Origin of the sequence: Streptomyces sp. NPDC048521, assembly GCF_043199855.1 — a bacterium.
Classification (GTDB): Bacteria; Actinomycetota; Actinomycetes; order Streptomycetales; family Streptomycetaceae; genus Streptomyces.
This window is the reverse complement of record NZ_JBICWR010000001.1, coordinates 790,364-803,685: the sequence shown is the minus strand read 5'-3', so window position 1 is coordinate 803,685 and position 13,322 is coordinate 790,364. Positions and strand designations below refer to the sequence as shown.

The window sequence follows — 13,322 nt, the reverse complement described above, 5'->3', positions numbered from 1 at the left end:
TTGTGACTGATAGGTAAAGCATGCTCCGCCCCATTTGTTGCATTTTCTACAGCTGGCGGGAGGGGCGGGGCCGGGGAGCGGCGCGGGGCCGGCGGGAACCCGGTGCTGACCGAGGGCGAACGACTCAGGCGGCCACCGTCTCCGACGCCGGCGCGGCCCGCAGCCGCCGGGCCTCCGTGACCAGGCGGGAGCCGCCCCTGCGCGCGGCGGTGGACGCGAGGTGCGGCAGCTCCCCGTGTGCCCCGGACCGCTCGGCACAGTCCGCCGCGACGGCCGGCAGACCCCCGAGTCCCCGCGCCGGTACGGTGCTCGCGCCCGGCCGGGCGCTCGCGAGGTCGGCGAGCAGCACGGGCAGGGTGTGCCGGAGCGTGCTCCAGATCGTCGCGTTGGCGCAGTTGGCCGCCGCCGTCCGCGCCGCTTCGGCCGGCCGCTGCGGTTTCACGGCACCACGCCGCACCAGCTGACCCAGGTCCGCGCCCGACCGGGCCGTATCCAGCTGCCCCGCGCGGCGTGGAGGCGACCACTGACAATCGGCCTGAGCTGTGAAAACACTGAGCAGGCAGGGCAGTTGCAGTGCCGCGCTCCGGGGGATGACGCCGGTGCGCGGCACCTTGTGAAGGGTACGGGACCCGGCAGCCCCGCCGTTGCCTACTGGCCGACCCGGCCCGGCTGGAGCGTCTGCGTGAACAGCACGGTGCCGTCCTGCTCGCGCAGCCGGACCGTCAGCTCACCGCTGCCACCGTCGATGTCGACCTCGCCGAAGAACTGGTAGCCGCCCGCGGGCGACACGTTCGACGCGGTCGGCGCCTTCACGAACACCCTCTCCGGACCGAAGGTGTCGTCCAGCGCGCTCGCCGGGAACGCACCGGCGTTGAGCGGCCCGGAGACGAACTCCCAGAACGGCTCGAAGTCGGTGAACGCGGCCCGCGACGGCTGGTAGTGCTGGGCGGAGGTGTGGTGCACGTCCGCCGTCAGCCACAGCGTGCCGGTGATCTTCTGGTGCTTGATGAACCGCAGCAGCTCGGCGATCTGCAGCTCACGGCCGAGCGGCGCGCCCGGGTCGCCCTGGGCCACCGCCTCGAAGTTCGGCCTGTTCTCCGTCGTGTCGGGCACGACGAGACCGAGCGGCATGTCGGCGGCGATCACCTTCCACACCGCACGCGAGCGGGCCAGCTCCCGCTTCAGCCACTCCAGTTGCTCACGGCCCAGGATGCCCTGCGGGTCGGCGGTCTGGTCGTCGGTGGAGTTGGCGTTGCGGTAGGTCCGCATGTCCAGCACGAACACGTCCAGCAGCGGACCCTGGCGCAGCACCCGGTAGACCCGGCCCTCCCGCGCGCCCGGCCGCAGCGTGGAGACGGGGAAGTACTCAGCGAAGGCCCGCCGGGCACGTGCGGCGAGGACGTCGATGCTCTTCTCGGTGTACCGGGTGTCGGAGGTGGCGATCACCTCGCCGGGGTACCAGTTGTTGCGGACCTCGTGGTCGTCCCACTGGATGACCGAGGGCACCTGGGCGTTGAACCGGCGCAGGTTCGCGTCGAGCAGGTTGTAGCGGAAGTTGCCCCGGTACTCGGCGAGGGTCTCGGCGACCTTCGACTTCTCCTCGGTGGTGATGTTCCGCCAGGTGCTGCCGTCGGGCAGGGCCTGGGTCGGGGTGATGGGGCCGTCGGCGTAGATGTTGTCGCCGCTGCACAGGAAGAAGTCGGGGTTCAGCTTCGCCATCGCGTCGTAGATGCGGTAGCCGCCGCGGTCGGGGTTGATGCCCCAGCCCTGACCGGCCAGGTCGCCCGACCACAGGAACCGCACGCCGTCGCGGCGGTGCCGGGAGACGGTACGGAAGGTTCCCGGCACCGGCTCACCGGTGCGGCGCGGGTCGTCCGGGTCGGAGAGGAGCACGCGGTAGTGGATCCGCTCGCCCGACGGCAGGCCGTGCAGCCGGGTGGTGCCGGTGAAGTCCGTGTCGGGCCCCAGCAGCGGGCCGTGCCATCTGTGCGGGTTGCGGAACGACTCGGTGGCCGAGGTCTCCACGATCATCCGGGCCGGCCGGTCCGACCGCACCCACACCAGACCGGAGTCGGCGGTCACGTCGCCCGTCTGCACGCCCCAGCCCGCCTGGGGGCGCCCGGAGCGGGCGAACGCCGGGGCCGCGCCGAGGCCCACGGGCAGGGTGAGGGCCGCCGACGCGGCGAGGGAGCCGCGCAGCACGCTGCGGCGGCCGGGGAACGGACGGTATGACATGGCTGCGCCTCCAGGGACGGGATCCGGCCAGTGTGCAGAGCCACACCTACTGGTACGCAGCGGCGCGCACGGAAACCCGAGGTGAACAACGGGCCGTTGGCCGGCGGATCCGCGCGGGGCGCCGTGGCCGACGGCCGATCAGCCGCGCGCCGGCGGACCTCCGGATGACCGGCCGCCCGGTGAGGTCGCGGGTACGCGCGCGTGCCACCACGGCGACAAGCGCCGGAAAGCCGGCGCCCCGCGGAAGCCGGCCACCGGGCGCGCGGCTCCGGCTTGTGCACCGACCTCTCCGCGAAGCCGACGACCGGACGCGCGACTCCGGCCGGTCTCTGTGTGCAGTCGCCTACCGGTCGCACGGCTCCGGTTCGTACGTCGGTCCCTTCGCGCAGCCGGCGACCGGGCGCGCGACTCCGGGCGGCCTGTCTGCGAGGCCGGCTACCGGTGCGGGACTCCGGCTCGTAGGTCGGTCTCTCCGTGAAGCCGACGACCGGGTGCGCGTGTCCGGTGGGCCTCTCTGCGCAGTCGGCTCTCGGGTGCGCGACTCCGGGGGGCCTGGCCGCGGTCGCCTACCAGGCGCGGCTGCGATTCGTACGTCGGCACCTCCGTCAAGCCGGCCGCCCCGCGCGCCGTTCCGGTGCTCCGCCGGCCGTTCAGCGGCTGCCGTCCAGGATGACTCGGGCGACCAGTGCCGGATCGTCGTTCATCGGGCAGTGGCCGCAGCCGGGCAGCCGCACCAGCCGGGCGTGCGGGATGAGCTGCTTGGCACGGACGCCCTGACGGCGCACGAGGATCCGGTCACGGGTGCCCCAGGCCACCGTGACCGGCAGGCCCGGCAGGTCGTCGGTGAACTGGACGCGGGTGCCCGCCCGCAGGGTCGCCTCGAAGCCGGTGGCTCCCACGAGCGCGAGCGTCTCGGCGACCACGGCCTCCGGGGCGCGGCGCGCGGGGCGGGCGTAGATGGTGCTCGTCAGCGCGGTACGGCCGGCCGCGCTGCGGCTCAGTCGTTCCACCAGCGGCAGCGGCAGCCGCTGGGCGATGCCCCGCATCGCGAGCAGCACCGTGAAGGCGTACCGGCGCTCGGCCTCCGTCCAGAATCCGGCCGGGGACAGGGCCGTGACGGACCGTACGAGCTTCTCCCGGCCCAGTTCCAGGGCGAGCAGGCCGCCCAGCGAGTTGCCGGCGATGTGCGGGCGGTCCAGGTCCAGTGCCTCGAACAGGGCGCCGAGCACGGAGTTGGTCGTGGGCAGGTCGTAGGCGAGGTCACCCGGAAGGGCGGGGGAGGCGCCGAAGCCCGGGAGATCGACGGCGATCACCTCACGCTCGGCGGCGAGGATGTCCACGACCGGGTCCCAGGCCTGCCGGTGATGGCCGATGCCGTGCAGCAGGACCAGCGGTTCGCCGTGTCCCACGCGCGCGTAGGACACGGTCACGTCCTTCGGGCCGTGCGCGGTGGGGACCTTGCAGGAGACGGTGGCGGACATGAGGTGCTCCTCGTCTGGGTGCTGACGGACGCCGTAGACAGCTTGTCAGCAATTGCTACCGACGGGTAGCCCCCGGAGCCGCGGACCGCACCCGGCGCGGGCCGTCAACCCGGCCGCCGCACCTCGATGTTGAAATCGGCGTTCCCGAACCGCTGGGACAGGGCGAGCCACAGCGGCAGGTACATCTCCACCGCGCGCGCCGACCGGATGCCGCCCAGGTCCAGCACGCGCCTCGCCGGCCACCCGAACTCCGCGAGCAGCGCCGTCACCTGCTGCTTGGCGCCGGTGTCCTCGCCGCACACGAAGACGTTGTGCTCGCCCGGCACCCGCCCCGGGGCCACCATCACCTGGACGTCGACGGTGTTCAGCGTCTTCACCACGCGCGCGTGCGGGAAGGCCTGCTGGATCCGCTCACCCACGCTGTCCGACTCCACCGGATCCAGGCGCGGCTCCCCGTCCTCGAACGCCAGCGGATTGGACACGTCCACCACGATCTTGCCGTCGAGGTGCTCCGCTCCCGCAGCCCCGAGGGCTTCGAGCGCCACCCGGCCGCCCACCGCGTTGATGACCACCTCGGCCGCCGCGGCAGCCTCCGCGAAGGTCCCCGCGTGGGCCCGGCCCGCCTCGGCGGTGGCCCACTCCCGCGCCAGCGGGTTGTCCTTGGTGCGTGACCCGAGGGTCACCTCGTGCCCCAGCTCCACCAGCCTGCCGCCCAGCGTGCGGCCCACCTCGCCCGTGCCCAGCACCGCGTACCGCATCGGTCCCTCCAGGTCGCCGGCCGCCGGCCACCGGCGGTCCGCGGCCATTGTGATCCGGACGCGCCCCGGACAAGCCCATTCCGGGTGGACACCCGCGGGGCGTGTCGGATGGGATGGACGGGTGAACGCCGACCTCGCCACCGACGTCTTCGAAGAGCACCGGCCCCTGCTCATGGGGGTCGCCTACCGCATGCTGGGTCGGGTCGCCGACGCCGAGGACGTGGTCCAGGACGCCTGGCTGCGCTGGTCCGGCGCCGACCGCGCGGAGGTCCGCGAACCGCGCGCCTACCTCGTGCGCATCACCACCCGGCTGGCCATCGACCGGCTGCGCCAGGTGCAGGCACGCAGCGAGGCGTACCCCGGGCCCTGGCTGCCCGAGCCGTACCTCACCGAGTTCGGCGACACGGTCCCGGACACCGCGGACCGCGCCGTGCTCGCCGACACGGTCTCCCTCGCCGTCCTGGTCGTCCTGGAGTCCCTGTCGCCGCTGGAACGGGCCGTCTTCGTGCTCCGGGAGGCCTTCGGCTATCCGTACGCCGAGATCGCCACCCTGCTCGACCGCGGCGAGGCGGCGGTACGGCAACTCGCCGGGCGGGCCCGCCGGCACGTGGCCGAACGGCGACCGCGCTACGAGGTCGACCCGGCCCAGCGCCGAGACCTGACCGAACGTTTCCTCGCCGCCGCGGGCGACGGCGACCTGGAAGGGCTCATGTCCCTGCTCGCCCCGGACGTCCGCCTGGTCGGCGACAGCGGCGGCAAGGCCAAGGCGCCGGTGCGGACCCTCCACACCGCCGACAAGGTCGGCCGCTTCCTCGTCGGTGCCGCGCGTACCGCCCCGGCGCTGTCCTTCCGCTTCCTCGAGGTCAACGGCGGCCCCGCCGTGCTGGCGCTGGCCGGTGACAAGCCCGACAGCCTGTTCCAGGTGGACGTCGCCGACGGTCGCGTCAGCACCCTGTACGTCGTGCGCAACCCCGACAAGCTGCGGCATCTCGTCGAGCGCTGAGCCGCGCCCGCGAGCCCCCGTCGTACGACGGGGGCTTTGCCGCGATGTCACACACACCCTGCCGTACGAACGCCTCGTGAACGCTGTGCGGCAGGGCGGCTGTGCGTTGTCCAAGGGATCGAGGATTGGTCTTGACCAAGGGTCTCGGCAGCCCTATGGTCGCAGAGAAGTGCAACAACCTTTAATAAACAAGGGCGCTAAAAGCCGCCGGACCACGGCTCTTGCGGAGGAACAGGGTGGGGACCACGCAGCTGGAATCGGTGCCGGAACCGAAGTACTGGCATCTCAAGACCGTGCTCAGTGAGGCACTGGACTCCGAGTTCTCGGTCGGCGAGATCCTGCCCAACGAGCGCGACCTCGCCGCCCGCTTCGGCGTGGCCCGAGCCACGCTCCGCCAGGCCCTCGAACAGCTCGAGCTGGAGGGCCGGCTGCAGCGCCGGCGCGGCGTCGGCACCACCGTCGCACCCCCGCGCGTGGGCGTGGCCGTCGGCACCGAGCAGCATGCCTGGCCGGGGGCCCCGGGTGACGCCTGGCAGCCTGTCGACAGTGCCCTGGCGACCCCTCCGGCGGCCGTCGCCGCGGCTCTGGAGACCGGCTCGGACGAGCCCGTCCACATCGTCCGCCGCTCCCGCATGTCCCACGGCCAGCACGTCGCCACCGAACTGCTCTACGTCCCGGCGGGATCGGTGCCCGACCTCACCGCCATCGACGCCCCGTCCGGTGCGGCACGCGCGCGTGCGGTACTGCGCGAGGTGCAGCATCTCGAGCTGGAGGGCCAGGACCGCGCCGTCGAGCTGGGCTCCGCGCGCGCGGACGACGCCAAGGAACTCGACCGGCTCCCCGGCTCGCCCGTCCTCGTCGTCACCACCCGCTTCATCGCCCGGGGCCGTACGGCGGCCCTCTCCGTGGCCACCTACCGAGCCGACACCTGCCGGCTGACCTTCGGCGACTCGGCCGGAGTGGAGATACACCACGCCCCCGAGCGACAGGCCTCCTGACCCCAGGGCGGACCGCCGCACCCGGCGGGTGCCGAGCGCCCTGGCAGGCGAGCGGCGAGCGCCCCGAGCCCGTCCACCGGGTATCCCCGCACCGCACCCCTCGCGCCCCGGAACTCCACCGGGGCGCGCAGCGTTTCCCGGGTGACGGGTGACGGGTGACGGGTGACGGGTGACGGGTGACGGGTGACGGGTGACGGGTGACGGGTGACGCCGGCGATCACCGTTGTCGTAGGCGGGTGTCACTCGTGCCCCCGGGAGTGTCACTCACACCCCTAGGGGTGTCACTCGCGCCCCCGGCCGGATCAACGCCGGGCCGTCACCGTGCCGTCGACCGCGAACAGCTGCTCCTCGACATGGTCCAGGGCGAGTCGTAGCGCGCCCGTGGCCACGGCCGCCTCACCCAGCAGGGACAGCGCCACCTGGGGTGGCCGCAGGCAGTAGCGGGACAGTTCGCGGCGCAGCGGTTCCAGTACGCCGTCGAGACCGGCCGCCCAGCCGCCGATCACGACCAGTTCCGGATCGAGCGCCAGCACCAGCGCGGCCACGTCGTGCACGAGCCGCTGGATGAACCGCTCCACGGCCGCCCGCGCCCGCTGGTCGCCCTCGCGTGCCAGCGCGAACACCTCGGCGACCGCCTGCTCGTCCAGCGGATGCAGCGGCTCGTCGGTGGTGGACAGCAGCGTCTCCGGCGTCGCCTCCCGGCCCAGCAGGTGCAGCGCCCCGATCTCCCCGGCGGCCCCGCCGTAACCGCGGTGCAGCCGCCCGCCGATCAGCGAACCCGCCCCGGGGCTCAGCCCGGCCAGCACGAACACCACGTCGTCGGTCTCGGTCGCCGCGCCCTTCCAGTGCTCGGCGACGGCCGCCGCGTTGGCGTCGTTCTCCACCAGCACCGGGCACTTGAAGGAGCGGCTGAGCCGGTCACCGAGCTTCAGGCCCGTCCACTGCGGCAGGGCCGTGCTCAGCCGTACCGTGCCGTCGGCCTCCACGATGCCCGGCGTGCCCACGCCCACCGCCCGCAGCGAGCTGCGCGCGACCCCGGCCCGGCGCAGCAGCTCGGCGACCGCGCCGCGCAGCCGGTCGAGCCGCTCGTCCGCCGGGGCCGTCTCGTCCACCTCCTTGGGCTGCGCGCCCAGCACCCGCCCGTCCAGGTCGGACAGGAGTGCGGCGACCCGGTGCGGCCCGATCTCCAGGCCCAGCAGATGCCCGGCCTCCGCTCGGAACCGGAACCGGCGGGCGGGCCGCCCCTGACGGCGCGCGGTGCTCTCGTCGGCCGCCGTCTCCACGACGAGCCCGGCCTCGATGAGCCCTTCGACGACGCCCTCCACGGTCGGCCGGGACAGTCCCGTGACCCGGGTGACCTCGGTGAGCGTCGCGCAGTCCGTGGCACGCAGCGCGTGCAGCACCACCGCGGAATTGATCCTTCGCAGCAGCGAGGGATCGCCACCGGTCAGCTGCCCCACCGTCCGTCCTTCCAGCTCGCGGCCGTGTTGGGCGGATCGTACTCGGCCCGGCGCACCCCGGCGAGTGCCGGGTTCCGCCGGCCTGCGCGGGCCGCCGGGAAGCAGCACAGCGCGACAGCCCCGGCCGCGCGGGCCGCCGTGGTCAGCGGCAGTAGGGCACAGTGGGACGCATGGGGCGCCGCGGACGAGCGGCAGCGCGCCGCAGCCGGATGTACGGGCCGCCAGGACACGCAGTGGAACAGCCCCGGCCGCGCGGGCCGCCGTGGATCAGCGGCAGTAGGGCACGGCCGGATGCAGGGGGCGTCGCGTACAGCGGCAGCACGACACCCGGGACGAGCGGGCCGCCCTGAGGCGTGCCGTGTCACGGGTCGCGGTGCCGGACGCCCTTCGTCAGCGCGGCTCCACGAAGCCCGACTCGTACGCCGCGATCACCGCCTGGGTCCGGTCGCGTGCGCCGAGCTTGGCCAGTACGCCGCTCACGTGCGACTTCACCGTCTCGGTTCCCACGACCAGCCGCTCGGCGATCTCCGCGTTCGACAGCCCCCGCGCCATGAGGCGCAGCACCTCCGCCTCCCGTTCCGTCAGCCGGGCCCGGTCCAGCTCCGCACGTGCCGGGCGGTCGCCGTCGCCGTAGCGGGCGGCGAGGCGTCGTACGGAGGCGGGGAACAGCAACGACTCGCCCTCCGCCACCAGCCGTACCGCGTGCACGATCTCGGCCGGCCGGGCCCGCTTCAGCAGGAAACCGTCGGCACCCGCGCGCAGCGCCTCGTACACGAACTCGTCGTCCTCGAAGGTGGTCACCACGAGTATCTTGGGCGGCGCGTCGACGGTGCGCAGCACCGCGCGCGTGGCCTCGATCCCGTCCATCAGCGGCATACGGACGTCCATCGCGACCACGTCCGGGCGCAGTCGGCGCACCAGCGGGATGACCGCCGCGCCGTCGGCCGCCTCGCCCACCACCTCGATGTCGGGCTGCGCCTCCAGTACGGCGCGCAGGCCCGCGCGGACCAGGGGTTCGTCGTCGACGAGGAGAACGGTGACCGGCATCGGGTCAGCGTAGATCAGCCGAGCGGCAGCTCCGCGCGCACCCGCCAGTCGCCCTCGTCCGGCCCGGTACGGGCGCTGCCCCCGAGCAGAGCGGCGCGTTCCCGTATGCCGCGCAGCCCGCTGCCGCGCCCGGGCCCGGGTATCGGGGCCGGCAGCGGATTGCGGACCTCCAGGGTGAGCGTGCCGTCGGTGACGGCCATCCGGACCCGCACGGGGACGGCACCCGCGTGCCGCAGCACATTGGTGAGCGCCTCCTGAAGGATGCGATATCCCTCGCGGGAGACCGGCCCGGACACCGCCGACACGGGCCCGGTCACCTCGGCGTCGACCTTGGCCCCGGAGGCGCGGGCCGACTCCAGGAGCCGGTCGGCGTCGGCCAGCGTGGGTCGGGCGCTCACCGGCCGCTCCGACTCGCGCAGCACCCCGAGTACCCGTTCCAGATCCGCCAGGGCGGCCCGTCCGGTCTCCTCGATGGCGTCCAGCGCCCGGTCGGTGAACGCCGGATCGCCCGCCGCCCGCGCCGCGCCCGCCTGCACCACCGCCACCGTCAGGGCGTGCCCGATGGAGTCGTGCAACTCCCGGGCGATCCGCGTACGTTCGAGCAACCGCTCGGTGCGCTCCTCCAGGGCGGCCAGCCGCTCGGCTGCCGACGGCCCGAGCAGCCCGCGCGCGCAGGCCGTGACGAGCACGCCGAGTCCCACGACGGCCCCGTACAGGGCGAGCAGCGGCAGGGGCACCAGCAGGACGTAGGCCCGGTTCGCCGGCAGCCGGTCCAGCAGCGGAACACCGGAGGGTGCCTGTCCCCAGCCGCACTTCCCCAGCTCGTAGGCGACCATCAGCGGCCACACCGTCGCCATCGCGGTCACCCAGCCGAGCGCCATCCGCAGTTCCAGCCACAGCAGCGTACGCAGCCGGTCCCGCCAACTCGCCGATGGGGTCACGGAGATGCCCGGCTCCTCCGGGCCCGGTGTCAGCAGCAGCCGCGCCTGCACGCCCTCACCCCTCCGCACGGCGGGCACGAGACCGAGGGGGACGAGAAGCAGCGCCGGCACCCAGGGAGTCGACGTGTCGACGAAGAGCCACACGCTGACGATCAGCATGGGCACCCACAGATGCAGCAGGCGCGTGTACGTCGTCCCGCGCAGCAGCGGGCGCACGAAGCGGTCCATGGGGGCATCGTCGCAGGCGGCACCGACAACGGGCCTCCCCCGCACGGGGGAGACGATCTCCACCGGCGGGGGAGGAAGCGATGCGCGCGCCCGGCCAGGCTGATGCCATGACCAGCATCGATGTACGAGACCTCAGCAAGGAGTACGGCGGACGGCGAGCCGTGGACCGCCTCACCTTCAGCGTCCGGCCCGGCCGTGTCACCGGTTTCCTCGGACCCAACGGCGCCGGCAAGTCCACCACCATGCGGCTCGTCCTCGGCCTCGACCGGCCGACCTCCGGCACGGCCCTGATCGGCGGCCGCGCCTACGCCGAACTCCGTGAGCCCCTGCGCCGGGTGGGTGCCCTGCTGGACGCGGGCGCAGCGCACGGCTCACGCTCCGCGCAGGACCATCTGCGCGCCCTGGCGGTGAGCAACCGCATCCCCGTCGGCAGGGTCGACACCGTCCTGGAGGAGACCGGACTCGCCCCGGTGGCGCGACGCCGGGTGAAGACGTACTCCCTCGGCATGCGCCAGCGGCTCGGCATCGCCGCCGCGCTGCTCGGCGAGCCCGAGGTCGTCCTGCTCGACGAGCCCGCCAACGGCCTCGACCCCGAAGGCATCGTCTGGATCCGGACGCTGCTGCGCCGGCTCGCCGCGCAGGGCCGTACGGTCCTGGTCTCCAGCCACCTGATGAACGAGACCGCCGCCTTCGCCGACCACCTGGTGATCCTCGGCCGCGGGCGGCTGCTCGCCGACACACCGGTCCAGGACTTCATCCACGCGCGCGTACGGCCCCACGTCAGGATCCGCACCACCGAACCCGGCGCCCTCGGCGACCTCCTGGCCCGTCATGGCCACGACGCCTCCCGCGAGGAGGACGGGGCGTGGACCGTGCGGCACGGGCGCGTGGAGGATCTCGGCCGCCTGATGGCCGAAGCGGGCGTCGCCGTACTGGAACTCGCCGCACGGGAGGCCACCTTGGAGGAGGCCTACCTCGACCTGACGGCGGCCGAGGCCGAGTTCACCGCACAGTCCCAGGAGGTCTGACCATGCCCTTCGTGCCCGTGCTCCACGCCGAGTGGATCAAGATCCGTACCCTGCGCTCGCTGCTCGGCGGCCTCGCGGCGATGCTGGTGGTCACCGCCGCGTTCGCCGCACTCGCCGCGGCCGACGCCGACGGGGATGATGCCGACCCCCTGTTCTCGGTGTTCTTCGGTATCGGCTTCGGGCAGGTCGCCGCGATCGCCTTCGGCACGACGGCAATCGCGTCCGAATTCCGGGGCGGTGCGCTGGGGGTGACGCTGGCGGCGGTGCCCGACCGCCGGCGCTGGTTCACCGCGAAGGCGACGGCGATCGCCCTGCCCGTGCTGGCGGTCGGCCTGCTCACCGGTCTGGTGACCCTGCTGGTCGGCCGGACAGTCCTCGGAGACTCGGGTCCGACCTGGGCCGAGGGGCTGCGCGGTGCCGTCGGCTGCGCGCTGCACCTGACGCTGATGGCCCTGTTCGCCGCCGGACTCGCGGCCGTGCTGCGCAGCGGAGTGGCGACCCTCTCCCTGCTGATCCCGTTCCTGCTGATCGTGTCCTTCGTGGTCGGGGACCTGTCCGGCGGGGTGGCCGACTTCCTGCCCGACCGGGCCGGCCAAGTGGCCCTGCACAGCACCTGGAACGGCGCTCTCGGCCCGTGGAGCGGGCTCGCTGTCACCGCGCTGTGGACGGCGGCGGCCCTGCTCGCGGGTGCGTGGACCGTCGAGCGCAGGGACGCCTGACGGCCCGCCAATTGTCAGTGGGTCCCGCTTTACTGGATCGCATGGACATCGCGAACCACCTTGCTGTGATCGACCGGCTGTGCGCCCGGGACTTCCCGGCCGAGCGCGGCAGGACGGACGCCGGCACGGGCGGGCCGGGGTACCTGATAGCCGAGTTACAGAGCAGCGGCGACTTCTCGGAGGACGACGGCACCGAGCGGGAGGAGGCCGAGGTCCAGTACGAGGCCGACCGGGACGCGCTGGCGGAGCGGCTCACCGAGCGCTGGGGGCCACCGCGGTACTTCAGCCTGTACAGCGTCCTGGAGCGGACGATCGAGGGCGAGAACAGGGCGGAGCCGTGGGCCGGGCTGAGCGGTCATGTGCCCGACGTCCAGCTGTGGCGGGTGCCGGAGGCGAGCCGCTGGGTCGCCCTCGGGGTGTCCCGGTGGGGCGACCAGCTGCCGTTCCAGCTGCTGGCGGTGATCACGGACACGGACCCTCCCTGACCTCCCGGAGCGTCCCTCGAGCGGCCGGACCAGGGCTCAGCCCGCCGCCAGGCGCGCGGGCGCTCAGCCTGTGCCGCCCTGCACAGCCGTCCGCCACCGTGCGCTGTCGGCCTGGCGGCGCGCAGCCGGAGTTCAAGCGGCCACCGCACTGTCGGCCTCAGTGGCGGCAGCCGGAGTTCAGGCCTCGGCCGGGCTCAGTCGGCCTGGGGCGCGCGCAGCCGGCCTTCAATCCGCCACCGTGCGTCGCCGGTCGCAGTCGGCTCCAGCCGTGTGCAGCGGGGCGTGCAGGCTTCAGTGGCGCGTAGCGGAGTTCAGGCCTCGGCCGGGCTCAGTCGGCCTCGGTCGCAGCCGGCGTTCAAGCGGCCACCGCGGAGGAGGCCTCTGCGGTGCCCAGCCGGAGTTCAGGCCCCCGCGCGCCGCCGGGTGCTCAGGCCTGCGCCGCCATGCGTAGTCGGGCGAACTCCTCCGCCATCGTCGCCGCCGTCCAGTGCGCGTTCAGGCCGCTGGGATTGGGCAGCACCCACACCCGGGTGTCCCCGATGGTCCGCTCCTGGGGCCCGACCCGGGCGGTGCGGTCGCCGAAGGCGGCACGGTACGCGGTCACCCCGACCACGGCCAGCCATGTCGGCCTCAGCCGTGTCACCTTGGCGGTCAGCAGCCGCCCGCCCTCGAGGTATTCCTCGGCGGTCAGCTCGTCCGCGCGCGCGGTCGCCCGCGCCACCACGTTCGTGATGCCCAGCCCGTACGACAGCAGTTCCCGTTGCTCGGCCGGCTTCAGCAGCCTCGGTGTGAAGCCGGACAGGTGCAGCACCGGCCAGAACCGGTTGCCGGGGCGGGCGAAGTGGTGGCCCGTCGCCGCCGTCATCAGCCCCGGGTTGATGCCGCAGAACAGGACCTTGAGGCCGTCCGCGACCACGTCCGGGACGAGACGGTCGCGGG

General features: G+C 73.7%; 12 protein-coding genes and 1 pseudogene. 5 read left to right on the top strand and 8 right to left on the bottom strand.

Translation table 11 applies throughout. The annotated features are described in order from the left end of the window. Positions 1-124: 124 nt before the first annotated feature. The 4 genes and pseudogenes from ACGFRF_RS03940 to ACGFRF_RS03925 all read right to left on the bottom strand — a co-directional run. Positions 125-502: pseudogene (locus tag ACGFRF_RS03940) on the bottom strand (hypothetical protein); the annotation flags it as partial. A gap of 146 nt (positions 503-648) precedes the next feature. After that, on the bottom strand, positions 649-2,235 hold the full coding sequence (locus tag ACGFRF_RS03935; RefSeq protein ID WP_393736919.1) for an alkaline phosphatase D family protein: 1,587 nt from the start codon (positions 2,233-2,235) through the stop codon (positions 649-651). A gap of 650 nt (positions 2,236-2,885) precedes the next feature. After that, positions 2,886-3,716, bottom strand: a complete 831-nt coding sequence (locus ACGFRF_RS03930) for an alpha/beta fold hydrolase (RefSeq protein ID WP_393736917.1) — start codon at positions 3,714-3,716, stop codon at positions 2,886-2,888. 104 nt (positions 3,717-3,820) lie between these two features. Then, positions 3,821-4,474 carry an NADPH-dependent F420 reductase gene (locus ACGFRF_RS03925; protein WP_393737102.1) on the bottom strand — a complete coding sequence of 218 codons (654 nt, stop codon included), beginning with the start codon at positions 4,472-4,474 and terminating at the stop codon, positions 3,821-3,823. Positions 4,475-4,595: 121 nt separating this feature from the next. Here ACGFRF_RS03925 and ACGFRF_RS03920 point away from each other — a divergent pair, with 121 nt between their 5' ends. Both ACGFRF_RS03920 and ACGFRF_RS03915 read left to right on the top strand, forming a co-directional pair. Continuing rightward, positions 4,596-5,477 carry an RNA polymerase sigma-70 factor gene (locus ACGFRF_RS03920; protein WP_393736915.1) on the top strand — a complete coding sequence of 294 codons (882 nt, stop codon included), beginning with the start codon at positions 4,596-4,598 and terminating at the stop codon, positions 5,475-5,477. A gap of 236 nt (positions 5,478-5,713) precedes the next feature. After that, the gene (locus ACGFRF_RS03915; protein ID WP_393736913.1) at positions 5,714-6,475 is read left to right on the top strand and encodes a GntR family transcriptional regulator; all 762 of its coding nucleotides are present in this window, start codon (positions 5,714-5,716) and stop codon (positions 6,473-6,475) included. A 302-nt stretch (positions 6,476-6,777) separates the two neighbouring features. Here the strand turns inward: ACGFRF_RS03915 and ACGFRF_RS03910 are convergent, their stop codons facing one another. From ACGFRF_RS03910 to ACGFRF_RS03900, 3 genes are all read right to left on the bottom strand, one after another. After that, positions 6,778-7,935, bottom strand: coding sequence for an ROK family transcriptional regulator (locus ACGFRF_RS03910; RefSeq protein WP_393736911.1), 1,158 nt, complete (start codon positions 7,933-7,935; stop codon positions 6,778-6,780). A 390-nt stretch (positions 7,936-8,325) separates the two neighbouring features. Continuing rightward, the gene (locus ACGFRF_RS03905) at positions 8,326-8,982 is read right to left on the bottom strand and encodes a response regulator (protein WP_393736909.1); all 657 of its coding nucleotides are present in this window, start codon (positions 8,980-8,982) and stop codon (positions 8,326-8,328) included. Positions 8,983-8,996: 14 nt separating this feature from the next. Next, on the bottom strand, positions 8,997-10,151 hold the full coding sequence (locus tag ACGFRF_RS03900; protein WP_393736907.1) for a sensor histidine kinase: 1,155 nt from the start codon (positions 10,149-10,151) through the stop codon (positions 8,997-8,999). A 107-nt stretch (positions 10,152-10,258) separates the two neighbouring features. Between ACGFRF_RS03900 and ACGFRF_RS03895 the strand changes: the two genes are divergently transcribed. The 3 genes from ACGFRF_RS03895 to ACGFRF_RS03885 are packed head-to-tail and all read left to right on the top strand — an operon-like array spanning position 10,259 to position 12,383. Beyond that, positions 10,259-11,179, top strand: coding sequence for an ATP-binding cassette domain-containing protein (locus ACGFRF_RS03895; protein ID WP_393736905.1), 921 nt, complete (start codon positions 10,259-10,261; stop codon positions 11,177-11,179). Positions 11,180-11,181: 2 nt separating this feature from the next. Beyond that, the gene (locus ACGFRF_RS03890) at positions 11,182-11,898 is read left to right on the top strand and encodes an ABC transporter permease (protein WP_393736903.1); all 717 of its coding nucleotides are present in this window, start codon (positions 11,182-11,184) and stop codon (positions 11,896-11,898) included. A gap of 41 nt (positions 11,899-11,939) precedes the next feature. After that, positions 11,940-12,383, top strand: coding sequence for a hypothetical protein (locus ACGFRF_RS03885; protein ID WP_393736901.1), 444 nt, complete (start codon positions 11,940-11,942; stop codon positions 12,381-12,383). A gap of 427 nt (positions 12,384-12,810) precedes the next feature. Here the strand turns inward: ACGFRF_RS03885 and mug are convergent, their stop codons facing one another. Continuing rightward, a complete protein-coding gene (gene mug / locus ACGFRF_RS03880; RefSeq protein WP_393736900.1) occupies positions 12,811-13,299 on the bottom strand; it encodes a G/U mismatch-specific DNA glycosylase in 489 nt (162 codons plus the stop codon). Positions 13,300-13,322 lie beyond the last annotated feature (23 nt).

Coding starts and splice junctions, on each gene's coding strand:
- ACGFRF_RS03905 (WP_393736909.1), bottom strand. CDS start 8,982: ATGCCGGTCACCGTTCTCCTCGTCGACGACGAACCCCTGGTCCGCGCG.
- ACGFRF_RS03900 (WP_393736907.1), bottom strand. CDS start 10,151: ATGGACCGCTTCGTGCGCCCGCTGCTGCGCGGGACGACGTACACGCGC.
- ACGFRF_RS03935 (WP_393736919.1), bottom strand. CDS start 2,235: ATGTCATACCGTCCGTTCCCCGGCCGCCGCAGCGTGCTGCGCGGCTCC.
- ACGFRF_RS03890 (WP_393736903.1), top strand. CDS start 11,182: ATGCCCTTCGTGCCCGTGCTCCACGCCGAGTGGATCAAGATCCGTACC.
- ACGFRF_RS03925 (WP_393737102.1), bottom strand. CDS start 4,474: ATGCGGTACGCGGTGCTGGGCACGGGCGAGGTGGGCCGCACGCTGGGC.
- ACGFRF_RS03930 (WP_393736917.1), bottom strand. CDS start 3,716: ATGTCCGCCACCGTCTCCTGCAAGGTCCCCACCGCGCACGGCCCGAAG.
- ACGFRF_RS03885 (WP_393736901.1), top strand. CDS start 11,940: ATGGACATCGCGAACCACCTTGCTGTGATCGACCGGCTGTGCGCCCGG.
- ACGFRF_RS03895 (WP_393736905.1), top strand. CDS start 10,259: ATGACCAGCATCGATGTACGAGACCTCAGCAAGGAGTACGGCGGACGG.